Source organism: Mycobacterium sp. E136 (assembly GCF_001666865.1).
Classification (GTDB): domain Bacteria; phylum Actinomycetota; class Actinomycetes; order Mycobacteriales; family Mycobacteriaceae; genus Mycobacterium.
Genome location: NZ_LZJE01000209.1, coordinates 1 through 10,985, shown reverse-complemented (window position 1 = coordinate 10,985; position 10,985 = coordinate 1). Strand labels below are relative to the sequence as shown.

General features: G+C 68.6%; 13 protein-coding genes and 2 pseudogenes. 8 read left to right on the top strand and 7 right to left on the bottom strand.

Annotation, left to right across the window (positions count from 1 at the left end):
* A pseudogene (locus tag A5698_RS28610) lies at positions 1 to 135 on the top strand (iron-containing redox enzyme family protein); the annotation flags it as partial.
* Here A5698_RS28610 and A5698_RS13655 read toward each other — a convergent pair.
* Together A5698_RS13655 and A5698_RS13650 are read right to left on the bottom strand one after the other, a co-directional pair.
* Complete coding sequence (locus tag A5698_RS13655) at positions 115 to 369, bottom strand: CDGSH iron-sulfur domain-containing protein (protein ID WP_197506763.1); 255 nt, start codon at positions 367 to 369, stop codon at positions 115 to 117. The pseudogene A5698_RS28610 and the gene A5698_RS13655 overlap by 21 nt on opposite strands.
* Positions 366 to 1,061, bottom strand: a complete 696-nt coding sequence (locus A5698_RS13650; RefSeq protein WP_068297544.1) for a HemK2/MTQ2 family protein methyltransferase — start codon at positions 1,059 to 1,061, stop codon at positions 366 to 368. The genes A5698_RS13655 and A5698_RS13650 overlap by 4 nt, the downstream gene beginning before the upstream one ends.
* A 116-nt stretch (positions 1,062 to 1,177) precedes the next feature.
* Between A5698_RS13650 and A5698_RS13645 the strand changes: the two genes are divergently transcribed.
* Complete coding sequence (locus tag A5698_RS13645) at positions 1,178 to 1,858, top strand: phosphodiesterase (RefSeq protein WP_156670749.1); 681 nt, start codon at positions 1,178 to 1,180, stop codon at positions 1,856 to 1,858.
* On the opposite strand, the gene A5698_RS29005 is transcribed toward A5698_RS13645, so the two are convergent.
* The 3 genes from A5698_RS29005 to A5698_RS13635 are packed head-to-tail and all read right to left on the bottom strand — an operon-like array spanning position 1,859 to position 3,533.
* Positions 1,859 to 2,020, bottom strand: coding sequence for a hypothetical protein (locus A5698_RS29005; protein WP_197500705.1), 162 nt, complete (start codon positions 2,018 to 2,020; stop codon positions 1,859 to 1,861).
* A gap of 11 nt (positions 2,021 to 2,031) precedes the next feature.
* Complete coding sequence (locus A5698_RS13640; RefSeq protein ID WP_068297536.1) at positions 2,032 to 3,018, bottom strand: LLM class F420-dependent oxidoreductase; 987 nt, start codon at positions 3,016 to 3,018, stop codon at positions 2,032 to 2,034.
* A 50-nt stretch (positions 3,019 to 3,068) separates the two neighbouring features.
* Positions 3,069 to 3,533 carry a GatB/YqeY domain-containing protein gene (locus A5698_RS13635; RefSeq protein WP_068297534.1) on the bottom strand — a complete coding sequence of 155 codons (465 nt, stop codon included), beginning with the start codon at positions 3,531 to 3,533 and terminating at the stop codon, positions 3,069 to 3,071.
* A 61-nt stretch (positions 3,534 to 3,594) separates the two neighbouring features.
* Between A5698_RS13635 and A5698_RS13630 the strand changes: the two genes are divergently transcribed.
* From A5698_RS13630 to A5698_RS13610, 5 genes are read left to right on the top strand one after another with little or no spacing between them, the layout of a single operon-like run.
* The gene (locus A5698_RS13630; protein ID WP_197506762.1) at positions 3,595 to 4,809 is read left to right on the top strand and encodes a hypothetical protein; all 1,215 of its coding nucleotides are present in this window, start codon (positions 3,595 to 3,597) and stop codon (positions 4,807 to 4,809) included.
* Between the two features lies 1 nt (position 4,810).
* A complete protein-coding gene (locus A5698_RS13625; RefSeq protein ID WP_068297531.1) occupies positions 4,811 to 5,464 on the top strand; it encodes a DUF4129 domain-containing protein in 654 nt (217 codons plus the stop codon).
* Entirely contained in the window at positions 5,461 to 6,603 is a 1,143-nt protein-coding gene (locus tag A5698_RS13620) for a DUF4350 domain-containing protein (RefSeq protein ID WP_068297528.1), read from the top strand. Before A5698_RS13625 ends, A5698_RS13620 begins: the two co-directional genes overlap by 4 nt.
* A complete protein-coding gene (locus tag A5698_RS13615; RefSeq protein WP_068297522.1) occupies positions 6,600 to 7,562 on the top strand; it encodes an AAA family ATPase in 963 nt (320 codons plus the stop codon). Before A5698_RS13620 ends, A5698_RS13615 begins: the two co-directional genes overlap by 4 nt.
* Positions 7,562 to 8,884, top strand: coding sequence for a DUF58 domain-containing protein (locus tag A5698_RS13610; RefSeq protein ID WP_068297519.1), 1,323 nt, complete (start codon positions 7,562 to 7,564; stop codon positions 8,882 to 8,884). Before A5698_RS13615 ends, A5698_RS13610 begins: the two co-directional genes overlap by 1 nt.
* On the opposite strand, the gene A5698_RS13605 is transcribed toward A5698_RS13610, so the two are convergent.
* A complete protein-coding gene (locus tag A5698_RS13605; RefSeq protein WP_068297517.1) occupies positions 8,881 to 9,873 on the bottom strand; it encodes a stage II sporulation protein M in 993 nt (330 codons plus the stop codon). The two genes, A5698_RS13610 and A5698_RS13605, sit on opposite strands and share 4 nt — an antisense overlap.
* Before the next feature lie 28 nt (positions 9,874 to 9,901).
* Between A5698_RS13605 and A5698_RS13600 the strand changes: the two genes are divergently transcribed.
* A complete protein-coding gene (locus A5698_RS13600; RefSeq protein ID WP_068297515.1) occupies positions 9,902 to 10,759 on the top strand; it encodes an RDD family protein in 858 nt (285 codons plus the stop codon).
* On the opposite strand, the pseudogene A5698_RS29000 reads toward A5698_RS13600, so the two are convergent.
* A pseudogene (locus A5698_RS29000) lies at positions 10,743 to 10,985 on the bottom strand (hypothetical protein); the annotation flags it as partial. The gene A5698_RS13600 and the pseudogene A5698_RS29000 sit on opposite strands and share 17 nt — an antisense overlap.

The following is a 10,985-nucleotide window of genomic DNA, read 5'->3' as shown; positions in this document are numbered from 1 at the left end:
GCGCGGGAGCCGCATCTGGATCGCGACGTGGTGTTCGGAATCCGCGCTCGGGATGTCGTCGAGGAGCGGCTGGCCAGGCACGTGATGGAGTGCTGGACCGAGAACCGCTCGTCGCTACGCCGGCCGCTGAGCTGACGAGGTCTTCGCGGCCGACGCGTTCTGCTTGGCAGGCGCGTCGGCGCGCTTGCGACACCGGTGGCTGGTGTCGCACAACGGATAGTCCTTGCTGCGCCGGCACGTGCAGACCGCGACCATGAATCGGTCGGATTCCACCATCTGACCGTCGGGCATCTCGATGCGCACCGGCCCCTGCACCATCAGCGGGCCGTTGGGCACCACCCGCACGGTGCGAGGTTCGCTGTCGCTCACGGCTTGTCGGCCCGGATCACGAGCAGTTCCTCTTCGCGACGACCCGGTTCCAGGCGGCCGCACTCCTCGAGCCACAATGCGCGCGACGACAACACGGGTCCGAAGGGAATCCACTGTCGCGCAACGATTTCGGTGTCCAGTCCGGCGCTGGCCAGCGCTCCGAGCGTCTGGCGCGGATCGGCGAACTCCGACTGCACGAGTAGCAGACTACCGCCGTGGTCGAGAAGATCGGGAACCGCGGCGCACAGCGGGTCGAGCACGAGACGACCGTCGCACCCGGCGTCCCACGCGCGGGGCGGGCCCACGTACGTCGGAAGCGGATCGCATTCGGCGGTCGGATCATGCGGAACATACGGCGGATTGCAGAGGATCAAATCGAACGGGCCGAATTCGGTTGCCCGCGCCCATGATCCGAGATGCACATCGACGTCCACTCCGGATGCCAGCGCATTGCCCCGCGCACAGTGCACCGCGCGCGGGCAGATGTCGAATGCGGTGACCGATGCGGCACCCTGTTCGGCCGCACCGATGGCGAGCACGCCGCTTCCGGTGCACAGGTCGACGACGTGGCGACCCCGTGCCAATGCGCTTTGGTCCATGACCGAAATGAGCAGCTGAGAATCTTCCTGCGGCGCGTAGACGCCCTCATCCGCGACCAGGGGTCCACGGACATCGGTGTATGCGGTTGTCACAACGGCCTTTCGACAGGGTTCTTCTGCTGCCTAGGGCAGCACTGCCCGAAATTAATGCCCCGTATCCGGCGTGTTAAAACGTCAGCGCTCGTTTTACCCGTACCCCGCGTGGGCACATGATTAGCGTGCAAGCCTCCGATATCGCCTCGTTGCCCATCCGCTTCGGCGCCGCCCTGCGTGAGCGACGCCTGTTCCATCCGTCCGGGGTGATGGCGGAGGGGATTCTCGAACGCATCGCGCCCGAGGGCGAGGGGTTGCCGATGAACTCGTGCGACGTCATCGCACGCGTATCCAAAGGGGTCGGACTGCCGGGCGCCGTACCTGACGTCGCCGGACTGGCGTTCCGGATTCCGCCGCCACCGGACCTGCGGGCCTGCAGTCCGTGGGATGTGCTGTTGGCGTCGACGGTGGCCGGGACGCGGGTCGGGCTCGCGCCGGTGCTGTCCTGGTCCGGCGCGACGTTCTCGAGCCTGATGCCGCTGCGCTTCCACGACGGCCTGTGGTGGGTGCGGGCGCGACTGGCCACCCGGATCGACGCGCCCGGGCTGTCGCTGGACGCCGTGGAGCAGCAGATCGACGCCGACGGGCTCACGTTCAACATCGACCAGGCGCCCGGGACGGCGGCTTTTCGCCCGCTCGCCCGGTTGACGCTTCGTCACGTGGACCCCAGCTGCGACGACATCGCCTTCGATCCGGCGATGCACAGCGACCCCGAGGTCGAGTTGGCTCCGCGCTGGCTCGGCGACTTCAGGCGGTCGGCCTACAAGCGCAGCAGGCAGGGCCGCGACGCCGAGTGATCAAGCCGTCGGTTCGCCGCCGGACTCCGCGACGTCGGGAGCGTTCTCGCGGGTAGCCATGCCGCCGTCGCCGCCCTTGTCCTGCGGTCCCGTCCGTTGTGCCTTGCGCTTGTCCCGCTCTTCGGCGTCGTTGTCGTCGTAGATGCCTTTTCCGGTCGGCATGTCGATCCCTTCTACCTGGCTGCGGTCCGCAGCTTGTCCAGCAGTGGCGCCGCGGCCTCCTTGAGGAACTGCTCCTGGCCCTCGTCGCCGATCTGAACCATCGCGATGTCGGTGAAGCCGGCTTCCCAATACTTGCTGACCGCTTCGACGATCGCGTCGAGATCGGGTCCACAGGGCATGGATTCGGCGACATCCTCCGGGCGCACATACTGCGTCGCGCCATCGAAACCGGCGGTCGTCGGCAGGTCGGAGTTGACGGCCCACCCGCCGCTGAACCACCTGAACTGGTCGTGGGCCCGGCGCACCGCGGCGTCTTTGTCCGTGTCCCAGCAGATCGGGATCTGACCGACGACCCGGACATCGCCGGGCAGGCCGGTCGCACGCCGGGCCTCATGCCAGGCGTCGACCAGATCCTTGTTCGGTTCGACGGCGATCAGGTGATCCGACAGCGGCGCGAACGTCTCGACCGACCGCTCACCCGAGACTGCGGTCGCGATCGGGACCGGGGTCTCGGGAATGTCCCACAACCGCGCCGAGTCGACCTCGAAGTACTCGCCCTTCCAGTCGACGAGTTCGCCGGTGAACAGCTCGCGGATGATCTGGATTGCCTCGCGCAGCATGTCCTGGCGCCGCGCCACCGTCGGCCACCGTTTGCCGACGACATGCTCGTTGAGGTTCTCCCCGCTGCCCAGGCCGAGGTTGAAGCGGCCGTCGGCGAGGATCTGCAGTGTCGCGGCCTTCTGCGCGACGACCGCCGGGTGATAGCGCATCGTGGGGCAGGTGACGTAGGTGAACAGCCCGACGCGTTCGGTGGCGTGCGCGACCGCACCCAGCACCGACCACGCATACGGCGCATGACCCTGCGCGGACAGCCACGGGAAGTAGTGGTCGGAGGACACCTCGAAGTCGAACCCGGCCTCCTCCGCCGAAACGGCGTAGCGGACAAGCTCTTTTGGCCCGCTCTGCTCTGTCATCAGGGTGTATCCGAACCGCGTCATGGGTGCCGGGTACCCGAGCCTTACCGGGTGAAAACGATCGCCGCCACCGACTACAGCCGGGCCTTCACCGCCGCCGACAGCCGGGCTCCGTCGGCCTTACCCGCGGCGATTGCGGTCGCGGCCTTCATCACCAACCCCATCTGCTTGGCTCCGGGCCGCTCACCGATCTCCTCGGCGACCTGGGCGATGGCTGTGTCGGCGACGTCGGCCAGTTCGGCCTCGGTCAACGGCGTCGGGAGGTACTCGTCGATGACGCGCGCCTCGGCACGTTCGTTGGCGGCCAGCTCGCCGCGGCCATTCTGGGTGTAGATCTCGGCCGACTCGCCGCGTTTCTTGGACTCCCTGGCCAGGACCTTGAGCACCTCGGCGTCGGTGAGTTCCCGCGACTGCTTCCCGGACACCTCTTCGGTGGTGATCGCGGCGAGCAGCATCCGCAGCGTCGCGGTGCGCAGCTTGTCCTGGGATTTCATCGCGGCCGTGAGGTCGGCCCGCAACCGCTCCTTGAGTTCGGCCATGCACCAAAGCTACGCCGTCACCACGTTGTCAATTCGAACCATGATCGACAGGATGGTGGCCATGAGCACCGACGCCGGCGGGTCCGGGTTCGCAGGCCCACCGCCGCCGGGATATCCACCACCGGGCTACCCGCCCTATTACGCACCGCCGCCGGGATATCCGCCTCCCGGCTACGCGGCCCCTCCGGGGTACGGCCCCCCTCCCGGCTATGGACCGCCTCCGGGCTACGGACCGCCGGGCCCCGGTTACGGGCCGCCTCCGGGCTACGGACCGCCGGGCCCCGGTTACGGGCCCGCGGCGCTGAAACCGGGCGTCATTCCCCTGCGCCCGCTCACGTTGTCGGACATCTTCAACGGCGCGGTCGCCTACATCCGGGCCAATCCGAAAGCGACACTCGGCTTGACCACCATCGTCGTGGTCGCCACCCAGCTGATCGCGCTGATCCTCTCGGTCGGCCCGCTCGCCGTCGGTGGGCAGCTGGTGCCGACGTTGAGCGGCGACGAGGAGGTGTCGACCGGTGTCCTGGTCAGCACCATGCTGTCGAGTCTCGCGGGATCGGTCGCGACGGGGTTGGCCTCCATTCTGCTCAGCGGTCTGCTCACCGTCGTCGTGGGCAGAGCGGTCTTCGGCTCCGGCATCACCATCGGGCAGGCGTGGCAACGGCTTCGAGGGCGACTGTGGGCGCTGATCGGATTCAGCGTCCTCGAGGTGCTCGGCGCGATGCTGCTGATCGGTGTCGTGGTCGGCATCATCGTCGGCATCGGATTCGTGGTCGGCGGGGCGGCCGCGGTGCTGATCGGAATCCCGTTGGTACTGGTCCTCATTGCCGCCCTGGTGTATCTCGGGACGATGCTGACCTTCGCGCCGGTCATCATCGTGCTCGAGCGGCTGGGCATCGTGGCCGCTGTTCAGCGGTCGTTCGCGTTGATCAGGCGAGACTTCTGGCGGGTTTTGGGCATTCGGCTACTGGCCGTCATCGTCGCTCAGCTCGTCGCCGGTGCGGTTGCCTTCCCGTTCAGCCTCGGCGGGCAGATCATCTTGATGGCTGCGTCGACGACGGTGGCCGCACTGTTCGCTCTGGTGCTGCTGTCGGGCGGCGGCGCGATCGGCCAGATCATCACCGCACCATTCAGCGCGGGTGTGGTGGCTCTGCAGTACACCGACGAACGCATCCGCAGAGAAGCCTTCGACCTGGTGCTGCAGACCGGGGCCGGTTACGGTCCCGCCGCCCCGTCCGACTCCACCGACCATCTGTGGCTGACCCGCCAGAACTGACGTGCCGACGATAGACATCGACAGCGATGCCGCACACGAGGCCGCGCAGCGAGAACTCGCAAAACCCATCTATCCCAAGCCTTCCCTGACCGAGCGGCTCAGCGACTGGATCGACGATCTGTTGTACCGGCTGGCGGCCGAGGGCTCTTCGATACCCGGCGGCTGGGTGACGATCACGGTCCTTTTGATCCTCGTCGCGGTCGCGGTGATCGTGGCGATCCGGATAGCGCGGCGCACCATGCGAACGGGCAGCACTCGCGACGCGGCGTTGTTCGGCGAGTACGAACTCACCGCGGCCCAGCACCGGGCCGCCGCCGAACGATACGCAGCGGCAGCCGACTGGGCCGCAGCGATTCGCCACCGCCTGCGTGCCGTCGCTCGCCAGCTGGAGGAAACCGGTGTCCTGGACCCGGTCCCCGGCCGCACCGCCACCGAACTCGCGCGTGACGCGGCCAGGGAGCTCACCCATCTCCGCGACGAGTTATCCTCTGCGGCAACGGTGTTCAATGACGTCACCTACGGTGAGTTACCCGGCACCGAGAAGGCCTACCGGCTGGTGGCCGACCTCGACGACCACGTTCGGTCGCGCAGTGCGGGCATCTCCACCACCGCAGCCGCGCCCGTGTCGTCCGACGGTTGGGCGGAGATTCGATGACCACCGCAGTGGAACCGACGATGCGTCAGCGATTCCGCGCAGTGCGCTGGATCCTGTTGGCGCTGGCCGTCATCGTCGCGTTCGCCACGCTGAGCGCCTACCTCACCGCACCCCGGCCGGGGGGATGGATGGATCCCGAGTCGACCGGTCCGGACGGGGCGCGAGCCCTGATCACGCTGTTGCGCGAGCACGGCGTCGACGTCGTCGAAGCGCCCGATATCGCGGCGGTCGAGGCGGCCGCCCGACCCGACACCCTGCTGGTGGTGGTCCAGACCTATCACCTCGTCGACGGCGATGTGCTCGAGCGCCTCGCCGCGTTGCCCGGTGATCGTCTACTGGTACAACCGAACTCGCCCGCCCGCCGCGCCCTGGCGCCAGACGTGAAGCTGAGCGGAGCCACCGCGTTCGGCGGTGGGGAACGGCCGGACTGCGATCTGCGCGAGGCCACCCGGGCCGGTGCCGTGCAGTTCAGCGTGAGCGATACCTACGAGGCGACGACCGATGACATCGAGTTGACGCGCTGCTACGACGGCACCCTCGTTCGCTACACCACCGACAACAGGGACATCACGCTGGTCGGCGATTCGGGGTTCATGACCAACGGCGGGCTGCTCAAGGCGGGCAACGCCGCGCTCGCGATGAACCTCGCCGGCGCCGATCGGCGAATGATCTGGTACGCGCCGCAGTTCACCGAGGGTGAATCCGACGGTTCCTCAAGCCTGTTCGATCTCGCACCCGAACACGTGAGCTGGATCCTGTGGCAGCTCGTCGCGGTGGTGGCACTGCTGGCGCTGTGGAAGGGCCGCCGGATCGGCCCACTGGTCGCCGAACGCCTGCCCGTCGTCGTACGAGCATCCGAAACGGTGGAGGGACGCGGTCGGCTCTACCGTTCGCACCGCGCGCGCGACAGCGCCGCCGACGCGCTGCGGACCTCGGCCCTGCAGCGCATGCAGCCCCGCCTCGGCCTTGGTGTCAATCCCGATCCGACCGCGGTGATCCAGGCGATCTCCGCGCAGTGCGACGTCCACCCCCAGTGGGTCGCGCACAGCCTGTTCGGCCCACCCCCCGACGACGACGCCGCACTGGTCAACCTCGCACGGGAACTCGACAACATCGAAAGGCAGGTCACACGCTCGTGACTCAGGCAGACGGAAACGATTCCGCGCGAACCGCATTGCTGGCGCTACGTGCCGAGATCGCCAAGGCCGTCGTCGGACAGGATGCCGTGGTCAGCGGACTGGTGATCGCGCTGCTGTGCCGCGGCCATGTGCTCCTCGAGGGAGTTCCCGGCGTGGCCAAGACGCTGCTCGTGCGCACCCTGGCGGCGGCGCTGCAGCTCGACTTCAAACGCCTGCAGTTCACACCCGACCTGATGCCCGGCGATGTCACCGGCTCGCTCGTCTACGACGCGCGCACCGCGGAGTTCGAGTTCCGGTCCGGACCGGTGTTCACGAATCTGCTGCTGGCCGACGAGATCAACCGGACACCACCGAAGACGCAGGCCGCTCTCCTGGAGGCCATGGAGGAACGTCAGGTCAGCGTGGAGGGCAAGGCCCGGCCGCTGCCGGACCCGTTCATCGTTGCCGCCACGCAGAATCCGATCGAGTACGAGGGCACCTATCAGCTGCCCGAGGCGCAACTGGACCGATTCCTGCTCAAGCTCAACGTGCCGCTGCCGTCGCGCGACCAAGAAGTCGCGATCCTCAATCGGCATGCCCACGGGTTCGACCCCCGGGATCTGTCTGCCGTGCAGCCCGTCGCGGGCACCGCCGAGCTGGCCGCCGGACGCGCGGCTGTGCGACAGGTCCTGGTCGCCGGAGAAGTGCTCGGGTACATCGTCGACATCTGCACTGCGACACGGCATTCGCCCTCACTGCAACTCGGGGTTTCACCCCGCGGGGCGACGGCACTGCTGGCGACGGCCAGGTCGTGGGCCTGGTTGTCGGGGCGCAACTACGTCACTCCGGACGATGTCAAGGCGATGGCCCGCCCCACCCTGCGTCACCGCATTGCGCTCCGGCCGGAGGCCGAGCTGGAGGGCGCCACTCCCGACGGTGTGCTCGACGGAATCCTCGCGGCAGTACCGGTGCCACGCTAGTGATCCTGACCGGACGGGCCGCGCTGGTCGCACTGGTGTGCGTCCTGCCGATTGCGGCGTCACCCCGGCCGGCGGTGACGTTCGCCGTGCTGTTGGGCGCGCTCGTCGTGCTGCTTGCGGTCGACGCCGCGCTGGCAGGCAACACCCGCCACGTGCGGTTCACCCGGTCTGGAGACAGCACCGCGCGGCTGGGCCAGGAGGTCACGACGGCGCTGGTGGTCGAGAACGCCGGCCGGCGCCGCGTGAAGGGGTTGGTTCGCGACGCCTGGCCGCCGAGCGCACGGGCCCAACCTCGGATCCAAGAGGTGGACCTCGCTGCGGGGCAACGGCTTCAGATCACGACGACGTTGCGGCCGGTGCGACGTGGAGACCAGGATTCATCTCTGGTCACCGTCCGCGCTACCGGTCCGCTGGGGTTGGCCGGGCGACAGAGCTCACATCGGGCCCCATGGCGGGTCCGGATCCTTCCGCCGTTCCTGTCGCGCAAACATCTCCCGTCGCGGCTGGCCAAACTCCGTGAGCTGGAGGGCAATACACCGGTATTGATCCGCGGACAGGGCACCGAGTTCGACTCGTTGCGCGAATACGTCATCGGCGACGACGTCAGGTCCATCGACTGGCGGGCCTCGGCGCGCCGCGCCGACGTGGTGGTCAGGACGTGGCGCCCCGAACGCGACCAGCGGGTGGTGATCGTGCTCGACACGGGGCGCACGTCGGCGGGCCGCGTCGGAATCGATCCCACCTCCGACGACCCGTCGGGGTGGCCGCGGCTGGACTGGTCGATGGACGCCGCGCTGCTGCTGGCCGCACTGGCCTCGCGGGCCGGCGACCACGTCGATTTCCTTGCCCACGACCGGGTCACGAGGGCCGCGGTGTTCAACGCCTCGCGCACCGAACTGCTCGCACAACTGGTGGCGGCGATGGCCCCGATCGAGCCGGCGCTCATCGAGTCCGACGCCGGCGCCATGGTCGCCGCCGTGCTGCGCCGCGTCCGCAGGCGCGCGCTGGTGGTGCTGCTCACCGACCTCAACGCCTCCGCGCTCGACGAGGGGCTGCTGACCGTGCTGCCACAACTGACGGCCAAGCACGGCGTGCTCGTCGCCGCGGTCGCCGATCCCCGCGTCGACACGCTCGCCGCGGGCCGCGCGGACGCTCCGCAGGTCTACGACGCCGCCGCGGCCGAACGGGCCCGTAACGAACGGCGGGCGATCGCCTCTCGGCTGCGGAGCCGAGGGGTCGACGTGGTCGATGCCCCGCCCGAAGACCTGGCACCCGCACTGGCCGACCACTATCTGGCGATGAAGGCCACCGGGCGCCTCTAACCGATCGGCACGATATCGGGCGCGTCCTCGATGTCACCCGTCTCGCCGGTGCGCTCCGCTCGGCGCCCGAAGTGGAAGACGTACGCGAGGAACCCGATCTCGGCGACGACGCCGATCGCGACGCGCGCCGCCGTGGGTAACGGCGACGGCGTCACCAGCGCTTCGATCAAGCCGGAGATCAACAGGATTGCCACCAACCCGCCCGCGACGGCGCCGATCGCGCGGCCCTGTTCGGCGAGCACCTGCCCACGCGGTCGATCACCGGGCGAGATCACGTTCCAGCCCAGCCGCATCCCCGCACCGGCCGCCAGGAACACCGCGGTCAGCTCGAGCAGCCCGTGCGGGGTGATCAGGCCGAGGAAGACGTCGCCCTTGCCCGCGCCGAACATCAGGCCTGCGGCCACGCCGAGGTTGGCCGCGTTCTGGAACACCACATACGGGATCGGGATGCCGAGCAGGATGGCAAAACCCAGGCACTGCAACGAGATCCACGCGTTGTTCACCCAAACCTGTAGCGCGAACGAGGCCGCCGGGTGCTCGCTGTAGTACGCGGCGAAGTCGTTGTTGACCATATGGTCGATCTCGTCCGGCGTCCCGATCATGGCCCGCACCTCCGGGCTGCCCGAGACCCATACGGCGATCAGCGCGGCGACCGCGAAGAACGCGAGGGCCGTGCCGATCCACCACCACCGGGACCGGTAGGCGACCACGGGAAAGGACACCGTCCAGAACCGCACGAACTCGCGCCACAGCGGGGCGTGCGCACCGGTCACCGCCGCCCGCGCCTGCGCGATCAGGCCCGAGAGCCTTCCGATCACCACCGGGTCGGCGCTCGCGGTGCGCATGATCGACAGATGCGTCGACACGCGCTGATACAGGTCGACCAACTCGTCGACCTCGGCGCCGGTGAGCTGTCGACGGCGCTTGATCAGCTGCTCGAGCCGTTCCCACGTGGGGCGGTGCGCGAGGACGAACGCGTCGACATCCACGCGCTGAATCCTAGTAGCGTTGACGCTTATGGTCTGGCAGCAGGAACCGGTCGTGACCGGCGACGCGGTGGTGCTCGACGTTCAGATCGCCCAGCTGCCCGTGCGGGCGGTGGCGATCCTGATCGACATCACCGTCGTGTTCCTGCTGTACCTGATCGGGATACTGCTCTTCAGCCTCACGCTGACACAGCTGGATTCGGCGCTGTCGGCCGCCGTGCTCATCATCTTCACCGTCCTTGCGCTGCTCGGATATCCGCTCGTGTTCGAGACCGCGACACGCGGCCGATCGCTGGGCAAGATGGCGATGGGTCTTCGGGTGGTATCCGAGGACGGCGGCCCAGAACGCTTCCGGCAGGCCTTTTTCCGAGCGCTCGCCGGCGTCATCGAGATCTGGACGCTGGCCGGCGGACCCGCGGTGATCTGCAGCCTGGTGTCGGCCAAGGGGAAACGGCTCGGCGACATCTTCGCGGGCACCATCGTGATCAGCGAGCGGACGCCCCGCATGTCGCCCCCGCCGCCGATGCCGCCGCAGTTGGCGTGGTGGGCATCGTCGTTGCAGCTTTCCGGTTTGCGTCCCGAGCAGGCCGAGCTCGCGCGCCAGTTCCTCAGCCGGGCTGAACAATTGAATCCGACGGTGCGTGACCAGATGGCCTACCGGATCACCAGCGATGTCGTCGCTCAGATCTCACCGCCGCCGCCTCCCGGTGCGCCGCCGCAGTTGGTGCTGGCCGCCGTGCTGGCCGAGCGGCACCGCCGGGAGTTGGCTCGCCTGCAGGTGATGCCGCAGGCACCACCGCCCCCTCCGGCGTGGCCAGGTCAGGGTCAACCCGCGTGGCAGCCGGTTCCACCCTCGCCGGAAGGCAGCGGTTTCACCCCGCCCGGCTAGCGTCCTCGACGCGAGAGACGTTGTCCGCCTCGGCCGTTCCGACGGCCCGATACAACTTGACCGATACCGCGGACAGCCACGCCCACACCAGCACGACCGCGGCGGTGAACGCGATGATCGCACCTGCGCCGCCCGATCCGGTGGACAGCGCGACGAAGCTCAGCGCGAACAGCAGGCCGGTGATGCGCGAACCCCACGCCCAGGACGCCTCGCCGCGGCGCGCGAA

Excerpts from the sequence above, each read along its gene's own strand:
- A5698_RS13630 (WP_197506762.1), top strand. The coding sequence starts at position 3,595 with ATGAGCACCGACGCCGGCGGGTCCGGGTTCGCAGGCCCACCGCCGCCG.
- A5698_RS13640 (WP_068297536.1), bottom strand. The coding sequence starts at position 3,018 with ATGACGCGGTTCGGATACACCCTGATGACAGAGCAGAGCGGGCCAAAA.
- A5698_RS13635 (WP_068297534.1), bottom strand. The coding sequence starts at position 3,533 with ATGGCCGAACTCAAGGAGCGGTTGCGGGCCGACCTCACGGCCGCGATG.
- A5698_RS13620 (WP_068297528.1), top strand. The coding sequence starts at position 5,461 with ATGACCACCGCAGTGGAACCGACGATGCGTCAGCGATTCCGCGCAGTG.
- A5698_RS13600 (WP_068297515.1), top strand. The coding sequence starts at position 9,902 with ATGGTCTGGCAGCAGGAACCGGTCGTGACCGGCGACGCGGTGGTGCTC.
- A5698_RS29005 (WP_197500705.1), bottom strand. The coding sequence starts at position 2,020 with ATGCCGACCGGAAAAGGCATCTACGACGACAACGACGCCGAAGAGCGG.
- A5698_RS13645 (WP_156670749.1), top strand. The coding sequence starts at position 1,178 with ATGATTAGCGTGCAAGCCTCCGATATCGCCTCGTTGCCCATCCGCTTC.